This is a genomic window from Streptomyces lasiicapitis, assembly GCF_014646335.1.
Lineage (GTDB): Bacteria > Actinomycetota > Actinomycetes > Streptomycetales > Streptomycetaceae > Streptomyces > Streptomyces lasiicapitis.
On record NZ_BMNG01000009.1, the window covers coordinates 427,475 to 446,090 of the forward strand.

At 72.0% G+C, this 18,616-nt stretch carries 19 protein-coding genes; 10 read left to right on the forward strand and 9 right to left on the reverse strand.

Going from position 1 to position 18,616, the window contains the following annotated elements:
- Nucleotides 1–449 precede the first annotated feature (449 nt).
- The 6 genes from IEY91_RS21770 (at nucleotide 450) to IEY91_RS21795 (ending at nucleotide 5,360) form a co-directional block, all read left to right on the forward strand.
- Nucleotides 450–1,355 (forward strand): helix-turn-helix domain-containing protein, encoded by a 906-nt coding sequence (locus IEY91_RS21770; RefSeq protein ID WP_164317497.1) that lies wholly within the window; start codon nucleotides 450–452, stop codon nucleotides 1,353–1,355.
- Nucleotides 1,339–2,244, forward strand: a complete 906-nt coding sequence (locus IEY91_RS21775; protein ID WP_189175302.1) for a hypothetical protein — start codon at nucleotides 1,339–1,341, stop codon at nucleotides 2,242–2,244. Before IEY91_RS21770 ends, IEY91_RS21775 begins: the two co-directional genes overlap by 17 nt.
- Before the next feature lie 112 nt (nucleotides 2,245–2,356).
- Nucleotides 2,357–2,500, forward strand: a complete 144-nt coding sequence (locus IEY91_RS21780) for a keywimysin-related RiPP (protein ID WP_164317493.1) — start codon at nucleotides 2,357–2,359, stop codon at nucleotides 2,498–2,500.
- Nucleotides 2,501–2,617: 117 nt separating this feature from the next.
- Nucleotides 2,618–4,654: an asparagine synthase-related protein gene (locus IEY91_RS21785; RefSeq protein WP_189175303.1), complete on the forward strand. Its 2,037-nt coding sequence runs from the start codon at nucleotides 2,618–2,620 to the stop codon at nucleotides 4,652–4,654.
- Entirely contained in the window at nucleotides 4,654–4,926 is a 273-nt protein-coding gene (locus tag IEY91_RS21790; protein WP_164317488.1) for a lasso peptide biosynthesis PqqD family chaperone, read from the forward strand. The genes IEY91_RS21785 and IEY91_RS21790 overlap by 1 nt, the downstream gene beginning before the upstream one ends.
- Nucleotides 4,923–5,360: a lasso peptide biosynthesis B2 protein gene (locus IEY91_RS21795; RefSeq protein WP_189175304.1), complete on the forward strand. Its 438-nt coding sequence runs from the start codon at nucleotides 4,923–4,925 to the stop codon at nucleotides 5,358–5,360. The genes IEY91_RS21790 and IEY91_RS21795 overlap by 4 nt, the downstream gene beginning before the upstream one ends.
- Before the next feature lie 32 nt (nucleotides 5,361–5,392).
- Here the strand turns inward: IEY91_RS21795 and IEY91_RS21800 are convergent, their stop codons facing one another.
- From IEY91_RS21800 to IEY91_RS42685, 6 genes are all read right to left on the reverse strand, one after another.
- Nucleotides 5,393–6,490, reverse strand: coding sequence for an FAD-dependent oxidoreductase (locus tag IEY91_RS21800; protein ID WP_189175305.1), 1,098 nt, complete (start codon nucleotides 6,488–6,490; stop codon nucleotides 5,393–5,395).
- 107 nt (nucleotides 6,491–6,597) lie between these two features.
- The gene (locus IEY91_RS21805; protein ID WP_189175306.1) at nucleotides 6,598–7,806 is read right to left on the reverse strand and encodes an LLM class flavin-dependent oxidoreductase; all 1,209 of its coding nucleotides are present in this window, start codon (nucleotides 7,804–7,806) and stop codon (nucleotides 6,598–6,600) included.
- Nucleotides 7,807–7,808: 2 nt separating this feature from the next.
- Nucleotides 7,809–8,867, reverse strand: coding sequence for an ABC transporter substrate-binding protein (locus IEY91_RS21810; protein ID WP_189175307.1), 1,059 nt, complete (start codon nucleotides 8,865–8,867; stop codon nucleotides 7,809–7,811).
- Between the two features lie 83 nt (nucleotides 8,868–8,950).
- Nucleotides 8,951–9,736, reverse strand: coding sequence for an ABC transporter ATP-binding protein (locus IEY91_RS21815; protein ID WP_189175308.1), 786 nt, complete (start codon nucleotides 9,734–9,736; stop codon nucleotides 8,951–8,953).
- Entirely contained in the window at nucleotides 9,709–10,602 is an 894-nt protein-coding gene (locus IEY91_RS21820; protein ID WP_189175309.1) for an ABC transporter permease, read from the reverse strand. The genes IEY91_RS21815 and IEY91_RS21820 overlap by 28 nt, the downstream gene beginning before the upstream one ends.
- Nucleotides 10,603–10,775: 173 nt before the next feature.
- Complete coding sequence (locus IEY91_RS42685; protein WP_352319302.1) at nucleotides 10,776–10,877, reverse strand: putative leader peptide; 102 nt, start codon at nucleotides 10,875–10,877, stop codon at nucleotides 10,776–10,778.
- 129 nt (nucleotides 10,878–11,006) lie between these two features.
- Here IEY91_RS42685 and IEY91_RS21825 point away from each other — a divergent pair, with 129 nt between their 5' ends.
- Nucleotides 11,007–11,450 carry a YjbQ family protein gene (locus IEY91_RS21825; protein WP_189175341.1) on the forward strand — a complete coding sequence of 148 codons (444 nt, stop codon included), beginning with the start codon at nucleotides 11,007–11,009 and terminating at the stop codon, nucleotides 11,448–11,450.
- Nucleotides 11,451–11,563: 113 nt separating this feature from the next.
- The gene (locus IEY91_RS21830; protein WP_164317471.1) at nucleotides 11,564–12,928 is read left to right on the forward strand and encodes an FAD-dependent oxidoreductase; all 1,365 of its coding nucleotides are present in this window, start codon (nucleotides 11,564–11,566) and stop codon (nucleotides 12,926–12,928) included.
- 22 nt (nucleotides 12,929–12,950) lie between these two features.
- Here the strand turns inward: IEY91_RS21830 and IEY91_RS21835 are convergent, their stop codons facing one another.
- A complete protein-coding gene (locus IEY91_RS21835; protein ID WP_229697135.1) occupies nucleotides 12,951–14,801 on the reverse strand; it encodes an FAD/NAD(P)-binding protein in 1,851 nt (616 codons plus the stop codon).
- 192 nt (nucleotides 14,802–14,993) lie between these two features.
- Here IEY91_RS21835 and IEY91_RS21840 point away from each other — a divergent pair, with 192 nt between their 5' ends.
- Nucleotides 14,994–15,659: an LmbU family transcriptional regulator gene (locus IEY91_RS21840; RefSeq protein ID WP_189175311.1), complete on the forward strand. Its 666-nt coding sequence runs from the start codon at nucleotides 14,994–14,996 to the stop codon at nucleotides 15,657–15,659.
- Nucleotides 15,660–15,750: 91 nt separating this feature from the next.
- Nucleotides 15,751–16,977 (forward strand): class I SAM-dependent methyltransferase, encoded by a 1,227-nt coding sequence (locus tag IEY91_RS21845; RefSeq protein ID WP_189175312.1) that lies wholly within the window; start codon nucleotides 15,751–15,753, stop codon nucleotides 16,975–16,977.
- A 27-nt stretch (nucleotides 16,978–17,004) separates the two neighbouring features.
- On the opposite strand, the gene IEY91_RS21850 is transcribed toward IEY91_RS21845, so the two are convergent.
- Together IEY91_RS21850 and IEY91_RS21855 are read right to left on the reverse strand one after the other, a co-directional pair.
- A complete protein-coding gene (locus tag IEY91_RS21850) occupies nucleotides 17,005–18,270 on the reverse strand; it encodes a beta-ketoacyl-[acyl-carrier-protein] synthase family protein (RefSeq protein WP_189175313.1) in 1,266 nt (421 codons plus the stop codon).
- On the reverse strand, nucleotides 18,267–18,616 hold a 350-nt coding region (locus tag IEY91_RS21855; protein ID WP_373287995.1), incomplete at its 5' end, for a glycosyltransferase. The genes IEY91_RS21850 and IEY91_RS21855, both read right to left, overlap by 4 nt.

Below are 18,616 nucleotides of genomic sequence, written 5' to 3' on the forward strand. Positions count from 1 at the left end.
CCGGATTTGTTCTGAGGCGATACGGACCGGGGCTCGTCGGGCGCATGTCCGGCGGGCCCCGGACGTGCGTCCTGCCGTGCCGCCACAGGGCTCTGACCTGCGCTTCAGCGGGGTCCGGGCGAGCTCTCCTATTGACATCCGGTCAGTAACCGATCCTGTCCCGTCTCGATTCGAGCCAGCTTGAGTCAATGATTGTTCCCCGATCGCCAGTTTCAGTCGCCGAGGCCGTCCGAAGGTCCCATGCTGGGCTCCCGGTTGCAGAAACGAGGGCGTCCACGAGGCGTCCGAGAAGAACCGGCCCCGGACTCGAACGCATATCTCTTACGCACATTTCGGACGCACATGAGGAGCCTGATGAACAGGCGAGACAGGCAAGACGGCCAAGACACGCAAGACGGATTAGGCGAGCAGGGGCACTTGCCGAACGCCCGGGGTGAGGAGGCCGCCGGGTGACTGTCCAGCCCACGTCGCCCGAGGACGCCCCGCGCAGCAAACGGGGCCGCAAACTCGGGCCGATCACGGCCGGGACGGGCCGCGCCCACCGCGCCTGGCTGGAGCCGCTGCGCGGGTCCTACCAGGCCAGCGGCCTGACCATCGGCCAGCTCGAACGCGAGACGGGCTGGTCCCGGTCGAAGATCTCCGAACTCCTCCGTGCCGCCGGGCGCTATCCGCGCTGGGAGTTCACCCGCAGCCTGCTCACCGCGCTGCGCTGGCCCGCCCCGTCCCTTGCGGACATGCGGGCGCTGTGGGCGCTCGCCGCCCGCGAGGCCAACAAGCGAACCATCTGGATAAACAACTGCCTGCAGGGGGACGGCCTGTCCGCCGACGACCGCCTTCCACTGCACTTCGCCGCGTTCCAGGACCTGTACCGCGAGGCCTACACGGGCTACGCGCTCACCTTCCTGCGCCGCCGCCCCGAGGCACGCCGCGCGGTGAACGACGTGTTCATCCTGCTGCTCTTCCTCTGGGACGAGGCTCTGGCCAGCGACAACCCCGAGCGGTTCGCCTGGCAGATCCTGCGCCAGACCGTCATGGAGCGCACGCCCCACCCCGGCGGCAGCCCCGCCCTGGTGGAGGCCGCCTTCGACACCGTCGCCCTGCGTACGGCCGCCGACCCCGTCGCGCAGATCGAGGAGTCGATGTACCTCTTCGAGGCGGTGCGCAGGCTGCCCGCGGGGCAGCTCGACGTCATGGTGCTGCTGCATCTGCGCGGCATGGACGAGTCCGGTGCCGCCGCCGTCCTCGGCATCCCTCTCGCGGCCGTGCGCTCCACGGCCCGGCACGCCCGCCGTCACCTCGACGGCCGCCTCCGTACCCCCATTCAGGAGGAACACCCCGATGACCGCGATGATTGACGAACTGCTCACCCGTGCCCGGCTCCTCGACGAGGCCGACACTCCGTACGACCACGTGCGCACGCCCCGCGCCGGCGCGAGCCCTGCCGTGGGGCGCCTCGCGGCCACCGGCGCGGCGCTGTCCGCGGGATCGGGCTTCGCCCACGGAGCCGTCCACACCACCGTCTTCCTGGCCGGGCGGGCCAGGAAGGACGGCGTGGCGCGGGCCGCGGCGCGTGATCTGCAGAGCCTGTGCGAGGCGGTGGTGACCACCGCGGCGGTCACCTCGCTGAGCGACTTCCTCACCCAGGCGCTGCCCAAGCCTCCCGGGGCCCGGGTCCTCGGCTGCATCCTGCAGTTGAGCGGCGCGGAGGACTCGGCCCGCTTCTGGTGGCAGTACGCCGCGGGCGCCGGCGACACCGCCGCCACCTACTGCCTCTATCTGCACCACCTCTCCCTCGGGGAGCAGGGCGAGGCGACCTGGTGGCAGCAGCAGACACCCAGCACCGCCCGTCCTGCCCGGTCCTGCGACGACCTGGGCGGCGCCCCCGAACCCGGCTTCCCCCTCGACCACCCGCCCGTGCAGACGGACCGCAGCGTTCCGACGACGCTTCGGGTGCTGAGCCGGCTCAAGGTGTCCGAGCGGGCGGCCGGGCTGCACACCCGGCCCGCCGTCGTCGGCGCCGTCATGGACTACGTCGCGTCCGCCGTCAGTTACGTGGACCCCGACCTCGAACTCCCGTTGCCGGACGCCGACTTCACCGACCGCATCCGGGTGCTGACGAAGCGGGCCGCCGGGACTCCCCGGTCGCCGTCGTGCCACCGCCCCCTCGCGGTGCGACGCCTGCTGGTGAACCGCTGTGACGCGAGTGACGACGGGTGTGGCGCAAGTGACGGTGTAGACGGGTGAGTTGAAGGGTAGTCCGCTTTCCGGCAAGCAGTTCGATTTTCTTGCCGCGCGCCACCTGAGCCCTCGTACCGAGGGCTCATTCATCTGTCAGGGCACCTACCAGGAGGAATCCATGGAAGAGCAGACGGGTACCACCGAGCGCGACACCACCGTCAGCTACGAGCCGCCGGCCCTCATCGCAGTCGGCGAGTTCTCCGAGGACACGCTGGGCTTCGGCACCCGGCACAACGACGTCCTCGGCGAGCAGGGCTGGTGAAAGTTCCCCACCACTCCGGCCACGCAGCCGTTTTCTGTTGAGTTCGACGCGTTCAGTGAGATCGCGTTCAAATGAGATCGCGTTCAGTGAGATCGATAAGAACTGAGGCCGTGTGAGATGAGCGCCGGTTTCGTCGTGCTTCCGGATACGCCGGGTACGTCGTCGCTCGACGACGCGTACCCCTTCGCGGCGCCCCGGCTGATAGCCCACCCGTCAGGCCGTCTGTGGCTGGTGGGGAGCTGGGAGCCGGACGAGATCCGTCAAGTGACGGTGGGGCCGGTGCGGGTGGTGGTGATCGGGCGTTGCCCGGTCACCACCGACCACCTGGAGCGGCTGTGCCGACGCCTTCGCACACTCGCCGATGTCGACGTGCTGGCACGGCAGTTGCCGGGCAGCTTCCACCTGGTGGCCGCCGTCGGGCACGCCACCCGGGTGCAGGGCAGCGTGACCGGGTTGCGGCAGGTGTTCCACACCCGCGTCGACGGCGGGTCCGGCGGGATCCCGGTCGCCGCCGACCGCGCCGACGTGCTCGCGGCGCTGACCGGCGCCGGGATCGACGAGACCACGCTGGCCCTGCGCGTCGTCTGCGGCGGCATGCTGCCGCCCCCGCTCGCCGACCGCAGCACCTGGTCGGGCATCTCCACGGTGCCGCACGACCACTGCCTGACCCTCGAACCGGACCGCGCCCGCGAACGACGCTGGTGGCAGCCGCCCACCCCCGAACTCTCCCTGGAGGAGGGCGCGCCGGCGGTGCGGGAGGCGCTGGCGGGGGCGGTGGACGGGGTGTGCGGCGCGGATGCGGTTCGGTGCGGGAGTGGTGGCGCGGACGTGGCTTCGTACGGGACCGGCGGTGTCGGCGCGAGCGGGGTGTCGTACGCGGTCGACGGCGCCCGCGCGGACGCCGCGCCGCACGGAGGCGGCGGCCTCAGCGCCGACATGTCCGGCGGCATGGACTCGACCTCCTTGGCCTTCCTCGCCGCGCGGCACACCCCCGGCCTGCTCACCTTCCGCTGGGCCGAGGCCGAGGCGGGCAACGACGACGCCCGCTTCGCCGCGCTCGCCGCACGCGAACTGCCGGGCGCACAGCACCTGGTGGTGGCCCAGCACGAACTGCCCCCGGTGTTCACCGACCCGGCCGCCCTCGCCGACACCGAACGGCCCTACCTCTACACCCGCACCCAGGCCCGCATGCGGCACACCGCCCGCGTCCTGGCCGAGCACGGGTCGCGGCACCACCTCGCGGGCCACGGCGCCGACGAACTCTTCGGCCGCATGCCGGGCTACCTGCACCGCCTCGCCCGCCGCCACCCCCTCACCATGCTCCGGCACCTGCGCGGCAGCCGCGCCCTCGGCCGCTGGCCGCTGTGGGGCTGCGTCAGCCAGCTCGCCCGCGCCGAGAGCATCGGCCAGTGGTGGCGCGCCCAGGCCGACGGCCTCACAAGCCCCGCACCACCCGCCCGGCTGCCCTCGCTGAGCTGGGGGCTCGCCCCGCTGCGCGCCCCCGCCTGGGCCACGGACGCCGCCGTCGACGCGGCCCGCGCGGCGCTGCGGGCCGCCGCCGAGGACGCCCGTCCCTTCGCCGAGGACCGGGGGCAGCACCAGTGCCTCGCGGCGCTGCGGATCACCTCGCCCGCGTACCGCCAGGTGGCCCGCCTGTTCGCCGCCGAGGGCGTGCGGCTGCACCAGCCCTTCCTCGACGACCGGGTCGTCGAGGCCGTTCTGGCGGTGCGCCCGCACGAACGCATCACGCCGTGGCAGTACAAGCCGCTGCTCGCCCGTTCCCTGCGCGGCCTCGTCCCCGACGTGATCCTCGACCGCACCACCAAGGGCGACTTCAGCGAGGACCTGCGGGTCGGGCGGAAGCGGAACCTCACCGCGATTTTGGACGTGTTCGCCGGGGAAGGTGGGGCCAGTGGGGCCGGTAGAGCCAGCGGGGCCACTGACGACACCGGAATCTCCGACACCGTCGGGTTCGGAGCCGGAGATTCCGGTTCCGTCCTCGCCGCCCTGGGACTCATCGATCCCAAGGCCGTCCGCGACTACCTCCTCGCCCCGCAGGCCGACTCCTCCCGCGACATCGCCGTCGAACAGCTTCTGGGCTGCGAGTCCTGGGCCCGCGCCGCACGCCGACCGCTACCCCTTGCGAGGTCTTGATGTCCCCACGCTCCCTGACCCTGCACCCCGACGTCTCCCTGGCGGAGACCGACGACGGCGCCGTCCTGCTCCACCAGCGCACCGGCCGCTACTGGCAGCTCAACCCCACCGGTGTCCTGGTCCTCAAGCAGCTCCTCGACGGCCGCACCCACGACCAGGCCGCCCAGGAGCTGACCGCGCGCCACCGCGCCGCCCCCGACGCCGCGCACCGCGACGTGTCACGCCTGGTCGACGAACTCCGCACCGCCCGCATCCTCGTGGAGTCCCGATGAGCGCCCCCGTCGCCCTGGCCGCCCGGGACCGGCTGCCCCTGCACCGCCGGGCGCTGCCGCTGCTCGCCGTCATGGTCGCCCGGCTGCTCGCGGGCGCCCGCCCGGCCCGGGTGCGCGCGGTCCTGGAGTTCCTGCGGCGCGGGGCCGAGCCCGCCACTGCCGAGCAGGCGCGCGCGGCGCGGCGCGACGTCGTGTCCGTGAGTCTGCGCTGTGCCGGTCAGGCCTGTCTGCAACGGTCCATCGCGACAGCCCTGTTGTGCCGGAGCCGCGGGGTGTGGCCGACGTGGTGCACGGGGGTGCGGACCAGCCCGTTCCAGGCGCACGCGTGGGTGGAGGCCGAGGGCGGGCCGGTGGGGGAGCCGCACCCGGCGGGGCACTACCGCACGCTGCTCGCGGTACCGCCGGTCAAGTCCCATCAGCCTGACGGGAGTTGACAGCGCAAGCCGACAGCGAAAGTCGCCCCACCTCACACCCCGACCGGCACCCCCTCCAGCAACCGCACAATGTCCCGCACAGCCGCCCGCCCCGCCCGGTTGGCCCCGATGGTGCTGGCCGAAGGCCCGTACCCGACCAGGTGCACGCGGGGGTCGGCGGCCGCCCGCGTACCGTCCATGCGGATCCCGCCGCCGGGCTCCCGCAGCCGCAGTGGCGCGAGATGCTCGATCGCCGCGCGGAACCCGGTCGCCCACAGGATGACGTCGGCCTCGACATGCCGCCCGTCGTCCCACTCCACACCGCTCGGCGTGATCCGGTCGAACATCGGCAGGCGGTCCAGGACGCCGTTCGCGCGGGCCTCGCGCACCGCGTCGTTGACCGGAAGGCCGGTGACCGACACCACGCTCAGCGGCGGCAGCCCCTGCCGCACCCGCTCCTCGACCATCGCGACGGCGTTCCGGCCGCGGTCCTCGTCGAAGGGCCCTTCGGCGAAGACGGGCGGGCGCCGTGTCACCCACCAGGTCTCGGCGGCGTACGGCGCGATCTCCATCAGGTGCTGGGTGCCGGACGCGCCACCGCCCACGACGATCACGCGCTGCCCGCGGAAGGCCTCGGGACCGGGGTAGATCGCGGTGTGCAGCTGCCGGCCGCGGAAGGTTTCCTGCCCGGGGTAGCGCGGCCAGAAGGGCCGGTCCCAGGTGCCGGTCGCGTTGATCAGCGCCCGCGTCGACCAGGTTCCCGCGGAGGTCTCGACGAGCAGCCGCCCGTCCTCGCCCTCGCTGACGCGGTGTACGTCGACGGGCCGCCGTACGCGCAGGTCGAACCGCTTCTCGTACGCGTCGAAATACGCGCCTATGACCTCCGACGACGGCCGCTCGGGGTCGGCCCCCGTCAGCTCCATGCCCGGCAGCGCGTGCATGCCGTGCACCTTGCCGTACGTGAGGGACGGCCACCGGAACTGCCACGCGCCGCCCGGCCGCGGCGCGTGGTCCAGGACGACGAAGTCCCGTTCCGGCTCGAAGCCCCTGCGCCGCAGGTGGTAGGCGCTGGACAGGCCCGCCTGACCGGCGCCGATCACCACCACGTCCACGTCGGTGACGGCCGCGTCTCGTACCCCGATGTCGTTCACGCTTCTACTAACTACGGCAGGAGCCGAGATCTTCCCCGCACGCCGAGGCCCGGCCGTTCACGCCGCCCGGCCGCTGACGACGGCCGGGCCCGGCGCCCCCGGCGTACTCAGCGCCCCCCGGCCACCAGCAGCGGCGCCCCGCCCGGAGCCGACGCCGGCCGCCCGTTCGCCGCCGGGACCCCGAGCAGCGGCGAGGCGGGGATGCGCGGCAGGAGCCCGCGAGTCGCCAGGTCGGGGATCACGCCCTCGCCGAACCAGTACGCCTCCTCCAGGTGCGGGTAGCCGGACAGCACGAAGTGCTCGACGCCGAGCGCGTGGTACTCCTCGATCCGGTCCGCGACCTCCGCGTGGCTGCCCACAAGGGCCGTGCCCGCGCCGCCCCGGACCAGGCCGACGCCCGCCCACAGGTTCGGCGCGATCACCAGGTCGTCGCGGGAGCCGCCGTGCAGCGCGAGCATCCGCTGCTGGCCCACGGACTCGCTGCGGCTGAGCGCCTCCTGCGCGGCGGCGACGGTGTCCGCGTCGAGGTCGTCGAGCAGCCGGGCCGCCGTCGCCCAGGCCTCCGCGGAGGAGTCGCGGGAGATGGTGTGCAGCCGGATGCCGAAGCGGACCGTGCGGCCCTCCGCCTCGGCGAGCCCGCGGATCCAGTCGATCTTCTGCTTCACCTGCTCGGGCGGCTCGCCCCAGGTCAGATACACATCCGTGTGCCGGGCGGCGACCGGGCCCGCGGCGGCCGACGAACCACCGAAGAAGATCTCCGGCAGCGGGTCCGGCGGCAGCGCGGTGAGACCGCCCTCGACCTGATAGTGCTCGCCGTCGAAGTCGTACGGCTTGCCGCGCCACACGCCTCGTACGACCGAGAGGAACTCGTCGGTGCGGGCGTAGCGGCGGTCGTGGTCCAAGTGGTCGCCGAAGCGCCGCTGTTCGGTGGAGTCGCCGCCCGTGACGACGTTGAGGAGCAGCCGTCCGCGCGTGATGCGCTGGTACGTCGCCGCCATCTGCGCCGCGAGCACCGGCGAGATCACCCCGGGCCGGAACGCCACCAGGAACTTCAGGCGCTCGGTGTGCTGGGCGAGCGCGACGGTGGTGAGCCACGCGTCCTCGCACCACGTGCCGGTCGGCGTCAGGACCGCCTCGAAGCCCAACTGCTCGGCGGCCTTGGCGATCTGGGCCAGATACTCGATGTCGGGGGCCCGCACGCCGCTGACCGGCGTGACGCGGGAGCGCGTGATGCCGCCGTCGGTGTAGGCGTGCCGGTCCACGAGGGTGCGGCCGTCGCCGCCCGTCGGCAGGAACCAGTGGAGGTGCACGGTCATGCTCAGGACTCCTTGTAGGTGCGGGGCGCGGTCGTGGAGGGCGGCAGCGAGCCGTTGAAGCGGGTGTCGGTGAAGTCGCCGAAGTCGACGCGGCGCGGGATGAGCTTCAGCCGGGCGAAGGTGTCGACGATCTCCTGCTCGGAGGCGATGGCCTGCCGGTCGACGGCGACCGGGACGCGGGTGCCGTTGGTGCGCTTCACGGCGTCGAGCGCCACCTCGTACGGCAGGCCCGTGTCCTTCGCCCAGACCTTCGCCCACGCCTCGGGGTGCTTGAAGACCCAGTCCTGGGCCTTGCGCAGGCGCCGCAGATAGTCGTCGATCGCCGCGGCCTTCTTCTTGTCCGCCAGCGCGCCGGGCGCGGCGACCTGGAAGCTGAGCCCGTTGACGACGCCCTCGCCGTCGGTGAGGATCCGGCCCTTGCCACCGCGAAGGACCTGCGAGGTGTACGGGTCCCACACCGCCCAGGCGTCCACCTTGCCGCCGGTGAACGCGGCGAGCGCGTCGGCGGGCTGCAGATACTTGACGTCGACGTCCTTGAGCGTGAGTCCCGCCTTCTTCAGGGAGGCGAGCAGTTGGTAGTGCGCGGACGAGCCCTGCGCCACGGCGACGGACTTGCCCTTCAGGTCGGCCGTCCGTCGGAACTCCGAGTCCTTGGGCACGACGATCGCCTCGCCGTGCGCGGTGCCGTGCGTCGCCGCCACCACGGAGATCTTCGAGCCCGCGCCCGCCGCGAAGACGGGCGGCGTGTTGCCGACCGCGCCGATGTCGACGGCCTTGGCGTTCACGGCCTCCAGGAGCGGCGGCCCGGACGTGAAGGTCGACCACTTGATCTTGTACGTCAGGTCGTCGAGCTCTCCGGCGGCGCGCAGCACCGCCTCCGAACCGCCCTTCTGGTCCCCGACGTTGAGGGTCAGCGAGCCCTTGCCGTCGGTGTTGCCGCCGCCGAGGCCGCCGCTGGACGTGTGGGCGGACGAGGATCCCGCGCAGGCGGAAAGGGCCAGGGAGAGGGGGAGAAGCAGGAGGGGGACGAGGCGTCGGGTGCGGCGGGGTGGGCGTGGCATGGGCGGGGGTCCGTTCTTCGGGGGAGGGCGTGGCGGGGACGGGCGCGCTGCGGAGGCGAGGGGATCGTTGCCGGACGACGCGGTCAGGCGGCCTCGGCGGCCGGAGCGGCCGGGGCCTCGACGCCGAGGCGTTCCAGGAGCCCGGTGCGCAGCGCGGCGAACCGGGGGTCGGCGATGTCGCGCGGCCGGGGCAGATCGATCCGCTGCTCGTGGGCGATGACCCCGTCGTCCATGACGAGGACACGGTCGGCGAGCAGCACCGCCTCCTCCACGTCATGGGTGACGAGCAGGACGGCGCAGCCGCGGCGCTGCCACAACTCGTCGACCAGGCGCTGCGCCTTGACCCGGGTCAGCGCGTCGAGCGCGCCGAACGGCTCGTCCAGGAGCAGCAGATCAGGCTCGCGGACCAGCGCGCGGGCCAGCGAGGCGCGCTGGGCCTCGCCGCCGGACAGCGTCTTGGGCCAGGCCTGCGAGCGGTGGCTGAGCCCCACCTCCTCCAACGCACGCTCGGCGACGGCCCGTTCGGGCCTGCCGGGCAGGCCGAGCAGGACGTTGCGCCACACCCGCTTCCAGGGCATGAGGCGCGGCGCCTGGAACGCGACGGCCTTGCGGCGCGGCACGAGCACGGTGCCCTCGATGTCGCGGTCGAGCCCGGCGAGGATCCGCAACAGCGTGGACTTCCCGCAGCCGCTGCGCCCGAGCAGGGCCACGAACTCCCCTGCCTGTACGTCGAGTTGGAGCCGGTCGATGACGGGGCGGCCGTCGAAGGCGCGGGTGAGGCCGTCGACGCGTACGACAGTGGGGTGCTGGGAAACGGTCTCGCCCCCGTGGGGCGCGCCGGTCACCGGCCGGTGAACGTCGGTCGCCATTGCAGCAGCAGCCTTTCGAGAGTGCGGACGACGAAGTCGGCGAGCAGGCCGAGGAAGGCGTAGACGACCAGGCAGACGACGATCACGTCGGTCCGCAGGAAGTCGCGCGCCTGGACCATCAGGAAGCCGATGCCCGCGTCGGCGTTGATCTGCTCGGCGAAGACGAGGGCGAGCCAGGCGATGCCGAGGGAGTAGCGAAGCCCGGTCATGGCGCCGGGCAGCGCGCCCGGCAGGATCACATGCCGGACGAGCCCCCACCGGGAGAGCCCCAGGGACTCCCCGGCCTCGATGAGCTGGGAGTCGACGCCGCGGATACCGGCGTACACGTTCAGATACAGCGGGAACGACACGCCAAGCGTGATGATGGCGACCTTGGGCGCCTCGCCGATGCCGAACCAGATGATGAACAGCGGGATGAGCCCCACGAACGGCACGGTCCGCAGCATCTGCACGCTGGCGTCGACCAGGTCCTCGCCGATCCGGAAGAGACCGGACACGAGCGCGAGCCCGGTGCCGACGAGCGTGCCGAGCAGCAGCCCGATGGCGACGCGCTGCAGGGACACCCCCATGGCCGTGGTCAGCGACCCGTCCTCGATCAGATCCCCGGCGACGCGGGCGATGGTCCCTGGCGAGGCGAGTACGTCACTGGCCAACGCCCCTGTGGCGCTGAGGAGTTGCCAGAGTCCGAGCAGGAGCAGGGGCCCGGTGGTGCGGCGCAGCCAGCGGGGGACGCGGGCGCGACGGGAGGAGGAGGGGACGAGGGCGACGAGTTCGGGCGACGGGCCCGGCCCGGGTTCGAGGGACTCCGCGTGTCCCTTTCTTGAAATGTCGGGTACCGGCTGCGGCGGGGCATGACTGATGCTCATGGCGCTCCAGGGCAGGGAGGAGTCAGGCGCAGGTGGGGCTCAGGCGCGGGGAGAAGAGTGGGACGTCTCACCGCCGCGACGGGCGGCCGAGGACGAGGAAAGCCGCGGGCGGTGCGGCGCAAGCCACGGGAGGTGCGGCGGGAAATCCGGAGAGCGGGGGAGGAAGAAGGGCGTCAGCAGCCGCGACGACACGCGGAGGAGGCCACCCGCAGCAGGTCGATGTGACCGCGCGAAGTGAGCAGGGCTGAACGCAACATGCGGCAGAACGTAGTCATCTCGTCGGCGCACGGTCAATGACGTCTCGCAGAATGGACGCTACGTATCGCCAGATGGAAACATCCGTACCGGCGCGGCTGCCGCGACGCGGTGCGGGCGCCACTCCGGCGCGGCCGGACTGGTGCAGGATGGGAGGCATGTCCGATGCCTTTTCCGGTGCCTTCACCACCCGCGTCCTGAACGTCACGACCGGCTCGGCGGAGACGATCGTCGACCTCACGCACGAGTGCGAGGGCTTCCTGCGCGACGCGGCCCGTGGCCGAGACGGCCTCCTGAACATTTTCGTCCCGCACGCCACTGCGGGCGTCGCGGTCCTGGAGACGGGTGCGGGCAGCGACAGGGATCTCCTCGCCGCCCTGCACACCCTGCTCCCGGCCGACGACCGCTGGCAGCACCGCCACGGCAGCCCCGGCCACGGCCGCGACCACGTCCTGCCCGCCTTCGTCGCCCCGCACGCGACGCTCCCGGTGATCGGCGGCAGCCTGGAACTCGGGACGTGGCAGTCGGTGTGCCTGGTCGACACGAACAAGGACAATCCGGACCGACAGGTGCGGCTGAGTTTCCTGGGCTGACCGGCCGGCGAGGGCGGTCGGGGGCATGGATCCAGCCCGATCGATGACTTAGGCTTGCCTTAGTTTAGGCTTCCCGACGAGTCCGTACGTCACCGCTCGAAGGGAACCTGATCGTGCCTCGCCCTCTGCGGGTCGCCATTGTCGGAGCTGGCCCTGCCGGAATCTACGCCGCCGACGCGCTGCTGAAATCCGAGGTGGCCGCCGACCCTGGTGTCTCCATCGACCTCTTCGAGCGGATGCCGGCGCCGTTCGGCCTCATCCGCTACGGCGTCGCTCCCGACCACCCGCGGATCAAGGGCATCGTCAAGGCACTGCACCAGGTGCTCGACAAGCCCCAGATCCGTCTCTTCGGCAACGTCGACTACCCGCGCGACATCAGCCTCGACGACCTGCGTGCCTTCTACGACGCGGTGATCTTCTCCACGGGGGCGACGGCCGACCGCCCGCTCGACATACCCGGCATCGGACTCGAAGGGTCCTACGGCGCGGCGGACTTCGTCTCCTGGTACGACGGGCACCCGGACGTGCCGCGCACCTGGCCGCTGGAGGCCGAGAAGGTCGCCGTCCTCGGCGTCGGCAACGTGGCGCTCGACGTGGCCCGCGTCCTCGCCAAGACGGCGGACGAACTGCTGCCCACCGAGATCCCGGCCAACGTCCACGAGGGCCTGAAGGCCAACAAGGCGCTCGAGGTGCACGTCTTCGGCCGCCGCGGCCCCGCGCAGGCGAAGTTCTCCCCGATGGAGCTGCGGGAGCTGGACCACTCCCCGAACATCGAGGTCATCGTCGACCCGGAGGACATCGACTACGACGACGGCTCGATCGCGACCCGGCGCGGCAACAAGCAGGCCGACATGGTCGCCAAGACCCTGGAGAACTGGGCGATCCGCGACATCGGCGACCGCCCGCACAAGCTGTTCCTGCACTTCTTCGAGTCGCCCACCGAGATCCTCGGCGAGGACGGGAAGGTCGTCGGCCTGCGCACCGAGCGCACCGCCCTCGACGGCACCGGCAACGTCAAGGGCACCGGCACCTTCAAGGACTGGGACGTCACCGGGATCTACCGCGCCGTGGGCTACCTCTCCGACGAACTGCCCAAGCTCCCCTGGGACGTCGAGTCGGGCACGGTCCCGGACCAGGGCGGCCGGGTGATCGAGGAGTCCGGCGACCACCTGCAGTCGACGTACGTCACGGGCTGGATCCGGCGCGGCCCCGTGGGCCTCATCGGCCACACCAAGGGCGACGCCAACGAGACGGTCGCCAGCCTCCTCGACGACCACGCCAACGGCCGTCTGCACGCGCCGACTTCGCCCGACCCGCAGGCAGTGGACGCGTTCCTCGGCGAGCGGAACATCCGCTTCACCACGTGGGAGGGCTGGTACCGCCTCGACGCGGCGGAGCAGGCGCTGGGCGAGCCCCAGGGCCGTGAGCGCGTGAAGATCGTCGAGCGCGAGGAGATGCTCGACGCGAGCGGCGCGTAGTCCGCCGACCCCTCCCGGAGAATCAAGGGGTGGCTGCGCGGGGCGGCCTCGTCGGCCGGGTCGACGAGGCGGCCGCGTGCCGCAGGACCGTGCGGGCGATCTCGTCGTTGCGGCGGAAGAAGCCCGCGTCGGCGCCCGCGTGCGGGAACTGCTCGGGGCCTGCCACGTACCAGGTGCGGTGGGCGCGGCCCGTCGCGTCCAGGGGGTGGCCGTCGCGGACGCGCAGGGCACCGGTGGGGCGCGGTCGGCCCGTGGCGTCAGGCGCCGTCTCCTCGCTGATGTGTCCGGCCGCGAGGAGCCGGCGCAGCAGCGGGTCGGCGGTGCGGGCGAGGTCGGGCTCCGGGAGGCGGGCGTCGAGCAGGATCCGCGCGGTGTACGTGGCCCGCACGCGCGGGCTGGTGGCGTGGAAGACCGCGTGCTCCTCGTCGGTGACCACGGCTGAGCCGGGCCCGGTGAAGGTGACGATGCCCGCTTCGCTGAGCGCGATGAGCTGCTCCATCCGCAGCGGCGGCGGCCCGCTGCTGAGGAAGGCGCCGACGGAGAACCGGCGCAGCGCCACGGCCGCCGCCGCGGGCGAGAGTTCGCCCCCGTTGTACAGCTCCCCGAGCACGCCGCCGACCGCGCCGAGCGCACGGACCACCGCCACGTGCGCGCTGTGCCGCGGTTCCCGGCGCCGGCGCACGCTGTCGCGCAGATGCGCGCGGACACGGTGCTGGAGCGCGAGCGGGTCGGGGGAGCGGTGCGTGGCGAGCGGGGCCGTGAGGCGTTCGGGGTCGAAGTGGTCCTCGGGATCCGGGACGGCGGAGCGTACGAGCTTCGCGGCGCGGTCGTCGTTCCAGGCGAAGTGGGCGTACTGCGCGGAGAACGCCGTCCAGTCGGTGCGGGTGCGGTCCGGGTGGGACGTGAACAGCTCGTGGTAGTACGCCCAGCACAGCTCCTGCAGCGCGAGCGCCCACACATCGCGGTCGAAGTCGAAGCCCGGCCCTCGCAGGCGCGTGCGGCAGGCTTCGGCGTTCAGGTAACGCGGCGGCGGGCAGGGCGAGTTCAGGGTGTAGGCGGGTTTGGGGTACGGGGGTACACCGCGGCGTGAGCCCGCGTACAGCAGGGGTTCGCGGCCGGACGGGCGGTAGCGGAGGCGCCCGTCATGACGCGAGCGTGTGAACCGGCCGCCGCGCCCCTCGGTGAGCAGCAACAGGCAGTCGATGAAGACCAGTCCGAGTCCGCGCACGAGAACCGGGGCGCCGTCGGGTATGCGCGCGAGTCGGTCCGCGTCCGCCCGCGCGGGACCGATGCGGACGAGCCGGTCGTCGTCGGGAGGGGCGTCGGCGACGACGTCCGTGTGGCCCTGGGCGAGGACGAGTTGGGGTGCGGCCACCGGGCGCCGGCCGCCGTCGAGCACGACGGACTGGCGGTCCGTGCCCGCGTGGCGGACGTCCACGGCGGTGGCGCGGTGCAGGTGCAGGCGCAGGTTCGCGGGCAAACGGGTGCGTACGCCACTGAAAAACTCTTGCAAATAGTGGCCTTGCGCGGGGCGCGACGCGTACCGGCCGTCGTGCAGCGCGCCGCGGCCCGATTCCTCCAGCCACCGGCTCGTCGTCGGCCCCGGGTACGGGGGTCCGGCGCAGCGTACCGAGCTGTCCGGGAACATCGTCACCTGCTCGGCCGCCGAGTTCATCCACAGCAGTTCACTCTGCCCCGTGTGCCAGGTGCGGCCGGAGCCCGGGGGAAACGGGTCCACGAGATGAATCGCGAATTCCCGGTCGCCAAGAATCTCGGGCGCATTGGCCGCGATGCGTTCCAGGATCGACGTACCGCGCGGGCCCGCGCCAATGATGCACACGGCCGGCGATGGATCACCACGGCCCTCCTTCATGGTCCTCTCTCCGGCAGGGGTGGACGAGGCGGACAGGACATACGGATCAATGGACGGGAGGAGCGGACCGCGCACTCTCCGACGGTGGAGAACGCTGCACTCCCCTTGTGCCAGACCGGGCCGCTCATTACTGTTTCTTTACTGACCGCTCGAATCGCAGCGCGACGAGCCGTCACCGGGGGAGACACCAGTATGGCAAATCTGCGACATCCCACATCGAACATCCATGAGCCACAAGAGAAGTTGACCGTCGACGACCGGGCCCGGACCCGGCGTTCCTCACTGTCCTTGCCCGAGTATCTGCCACTGGAACACTGGAAAACCATCGGAGAACAGATCTTTGCGATTGTCGATTCGTCCGCGTGGTGGTTGGGGGACTGGCTGGTATTCGGCCAGCAGACGTATCCCCACCGATATCGCGACGCGATCGAGCAGACATCGCTCGACTATCAGACGTTGCGCAACTACGCCTGGATCGCCCGCAAGTTCCCGCCGTCCCGCCGGCGGGACGGGCTGAGCCTGCAGCACCACGCCGAGGTCGCGGCGCTGCCCGCCGAGGAGCAGGACCGCTGGCTCGGCGAGGCGGAGAGCCGGGCCTGGTCCCGCAATGAGCTGCGACGTCATCTGCGGGCGGCGCGCGTCGAACGGCTCGGCGCGGCCGCGACAGAGGATGTGCAGGTGACCGCGTCCGCCGAACAGTGCGACCGCTGGGAGAAGGCCGCCCAGGGCATGGAGAGCGACCTCAACGACTGGATGATCAGGAAAGTCGACGAGGCCGCAGCCACGGCACTCGGGCCGGAAATCGTGGATGACACGGTCCGTTCCGATCACGCCGACTCATCCGTAACCTCTGAGTAATTCCCCGGTTCGGCGGCCGTGAAATCCGCGGCCGCCGAACCGCGGTGCCGCGCCGCATCCGGGGATCGGCCAGCTCACGGAGGAGAGAAATATGCCGGAGTCTTCCGCGTGCCGCATCTGCGGCGGTGACGTCGTCGCCTTCATGGATTTCGGCGAACAGCCGGTTTCGGACTGCTTTCTGCCGCCCGGGTCGAGCGCCCCGGAACACTTCTACCGCCTCGTCGTGGGCGCCTGCGGCTCGTGCACGATGGTCCAGCTCCTGAACGAAGTGCCGCGCGAGCGCATGTTCCACGAGGATTACCCCTACTTTTCCTCGGGCTCCGCCCGAATGAGGGAACACTTCCAAGGTGTGGCCGAACGATTTGTCGCGACCGAACTCGCCGGTGACGACGCGTTCATCGTCGAACTCGGCTGCAACGACGGAGTGATGCTCAAAACGGTTGCGGAGGCCGGAATCCGGCATCTGGGCGTGGAGCCGTCCGGCTCGGTCGCGGACGTCACCGCCGCGCGCGGCATCCGGGTGCGCAAGGACTTCTTCGAGGAATCCACCGCGCGCGCGATCCTCGCCGAGGACGGCCGGGCAGCGGTGATCTACGCCGCGAACACCCTGTGCCACATTCCGTACATGGGCTCCGTGCTGCGCGGGGTGCGTGAACTCCTCGCCCCCGACGGGGTGTTCGTCTTCGAGGACCCCTACTTCGCCGACATCGTGCGGCAGACGTCGTTCGACCAGATCTATGACGAGCACTTCTATTACTTCACCGCCCGGTCGGTGGCGGCGATGGCACGCCGCCACGGTCTGGAGCTCGTCGACGCGGAGCGGCTGCCCGTGCACGGCGGCGAGGTGCGCTACACGCTGGCCCGCGAAGGCGCCCGTGAGCGCGCCGCGGCGGTGGCGGAGCTGCTGGCCGCGGAGGACGCTGCGGAGCTGACCGCGCGGGCCACCCTGGAGCGGTTCCGCGACCGTGTGCTGAAGGCGGGCGAGGACCTGACCTCGCTGCTGCGCGACCTGCGCGCCCAGGGCAAGGACGTCGTCGGCTACGGCGCCACGGCCAAGAGCGCCACTGTGCTGAACTACTGCGGAATCGGCCCCGAGCTGATCCGGTACGTCACCGACACCACCCCCGCCAAACAAGGGCGACTGACTCCGGGTTCCCACATCCCGGTCGTGCCGCACCAGCGTTTCACGGACGCGTATCCGCACTACGCGGTGCTGTTCGCGTGGAATCACGCGGAGGAAATCATGGCGAAGGAACAGTCGTTCCGTGATGCGGGGGGCCGGTGGATCCGGTACGTGCCCGGGGTGCGGGTGAGTTGAGGAAGCCGGACGGCGGGGCGCGGAACCTCAGCCGCGCCACCGCCGCAGCACGAGCACCGCGTTGTGCCCGCCGAAGCCGAACGAGTGGCTGACGCCGACCTCCACGTCGTGCTCCTGTGCCTCGTGCGCGACGAAGTTCACCGCCGGGTCCTCGGGGGCATCGCAGTTCAGGGTGGGAGGCACGCTGCCGGCGTTGATGGCCTCGGTGACTACGGCGGCCTCGACGGCGCCGCCCGCCGCGAGCATGTGGCCCGTCATGCTCTTCGTCGAGCTCACGGGGACGCGGTGGGCATGTTCGGCGTACACCCGGCGGATCGCGGCGAGTTCCGTGTCGTCGTTCAGCCGGGTGCCGGTGCCGTGGGCGTTGATGTAGCCGACGTCCGCCGGGGTGGCGCGGGCGGACTCCAGGGCCTTCCGCATCGCGCGTGCGGCCTGGGAGCCGTCGGGGGCGGGCGCCGTCAGGTGGTGGGCGTCCGTCGTCGACGCGTAGCCCGCCAGCTCGGCGAGGACCACGGCTCCGCGGCGCCGTGCGTGGGCGGCGCTCTCCAGGACCAGGACGCCCGCGCCCGCGCCCATCACGAATCCGTCCCTGTCCTTGTCGAAGGGGCGGCTCGCGGACGTCGGATCGCCGGTCCTGCGGGAGAGGACGCGGGCGCGGGCGGCGGCCGCGAGCTCCAGCCGGTCGAAGGCGTCCATGCCGCCGGCCACCGCCACGTCCGCGCGGCCCTCGCGGATCCAGCGGGCCGCCTCGCCGAGGCACACGGTGCCGGTGGCGCACGCGGCGACCATCTCGGCGGACGGGCCGCGGCTGCCAAGCTCCAGGCAGACCTCCGCCGCCGAGCTGATGCCCATCGTCGGGAACACCTGCGGGCTGACCGCGGCGTACCCCTCGTCGCGCATGGCCATGGCGTTGCGCGAGGCGACGCGCGTGCAGCCGATGATGGAGCCCACGGCGACCCCGACCCGCGGCGCGAGCCGGTCGTCGATCTCGATTCCCGCTTCCTGAAGTGCCATACGGGCGGCCGCGACGACGACCTGGATGGTCCAGTCGGTGCGCCGGACGACGTGCCGCGGGAGGTGGCGTTCCGGCTCGAAGCCGGGTACCTCGCCGCCGATGCGGACCGGCAGGTCGCTCACGTCGAAGCCGGTGATGTCGCGGATGCCGCTCTTGCCGGCGAGCAGGGCGGCCCAGGTGTCGGGCCAGTTCGGTGCGAGCGGGGAGACGACGCCCCGGCCGGTGACGACCACGCGGTCCGGCGCGCTCTGCTCGATGTGTCGTGACGCGGTGCTCATGTCGTCGCCTTCCTGCGGGTGTTCGGCGCCCGATGGGGGTTCGCCGTCGGCGGACGCCGGTGCCGCTCGGCGAGGTGGAGGAGGTGGGGGACGGCTTCGGCGGGGGCCGGCATGGCGAGCATGTCGGCGCGCAGCCGTCGCGCGCCCTCGGCGTAGGAGGTTTCCGTGAGCATCCGCCGCACTTCGTGCGCGACGCGTTCGCCGGTGGCCTCGGCCACGCGCAGGTCGGTGCCGGCTCCGTACGAGGTCACGCCGCGGGCGAGCCAGATCGCGTCGAGCTGTTCCGCGAGGGCGAGTTGGGGGACGGCGTGCAGCGAGGTCGTACCGATCGTCCCGAACCCGCCGT

Excerpts from the sequence above, each read along its gene's own strand:
- IEY91_RS21850 (WP_189175313.1), bottom strand. The coding sequence starts at position 18,270 with ATGAGCACCGCGTCACGACACATCGAGCAGAGCGCGCCGGACCGCGTG.
- IEY91_RS21845 (WP_189175312.1), top strand. The coding sequence starts at position 15,751 with ATGCCGGAGTCTTCCGCGTGCCGCATCTGCGGCGGTGACGTCGTCGCC.
- IEY91_RS21820 (WP_189175309.1), bottom strand. The coding sequence starts at position 10,602 with ATGAGCATCAGTCATGCCCCGCCGCAGCCGGTACCCGACATTTCAAGA.
- IEY91_RS21815 (WP_189175308.1), bottom strand. The coding sequence starts at position 9,736 with ATGGCGACCGACGTTCACCGGCCGGTGACCGGCGCGCCCCACGGGGGC.
- IEY91_RS21825 (WP_189175341.1), top strand. The coding sequence starts at position 11,007 with ATGGGAGGCATGTCCGATGCCTTTTCCGGTGCCTTCACCACCCGCGTC.
- IEY91_RS21810 (WP_189175307.1), bottom strand. The coding sequence starts at position 8,867 with ATGCCACGCCCACCCCGCCGCACCCGACGCCTCGTCCCCCTCCTGCTT.
- IEY91_RS21775 (WP_189175302.1), top strand. The coding sequence starts at position 1,339 with ATGACCGCGATGATTGACGAACTGCTCACCCGTGCCCGGCTCCTCGAC.
- IEY91_RS21785 (WP_189175303.1), top strand. The coding sequence starts at position 2,618 with ATGAGCGCCGGTTTCGTCGTGCTTCCGGATACGCCGGGTACGTCGTCG.
- IEY91_RS21780 (WP_164317493.1), top strand. The coding sequence starts at position 2,357 with ATGGAAGAGCAGACGGGTACCACCGAGCGCGACACCACCGTCAGCTAC.
- IEY91_RS21795 (WP_189175304.1), top strand. The coding sequence starts at position 4,923 with ATGAGCGCCCCCGTCGCCCTGGCCGCCCGGGACCGGCTGCCCCTGCAC.
- IEY91_RS21835 (WP_229697135.1), bottom strand. The coding sequence starts at position 14,801 with ATGAAGGAGGGCCGTGGTGATCCATCGCCGGCCGTGTGCATCATTGGC.
- IEY91_RS42685 (WP_352319302.1), bottom strand. The coding sequence starts at position 10,877 with ATGACTACGTTCTGCCGCATGTTGCGTTCAGCCCTGCTCACTTCGCGC.
- IEY91_RS21840 (WP_189175311.1), top strand. The coding sequence starts at position 14,994 with ATGGCAAATCTGCGACATCCCACATCGAACATCCATGAGCCACAAGAG.
- IEY91_RS21805 (WP_189175306.1), bottom strand. The coding sequence starts at position 7,806 with ATGACCGTGCACCTCCACTGGTTCCTGCCGACGGGCGGCGACGGCCGC.
- IEY91_RS21790 (WP_164317488.1), top strand. The coding sequence starts at position 4,654 with ATGTCCCCACGCTCCCTGACCCTGCACCCCGACGTCTCCCTGGCGGAG.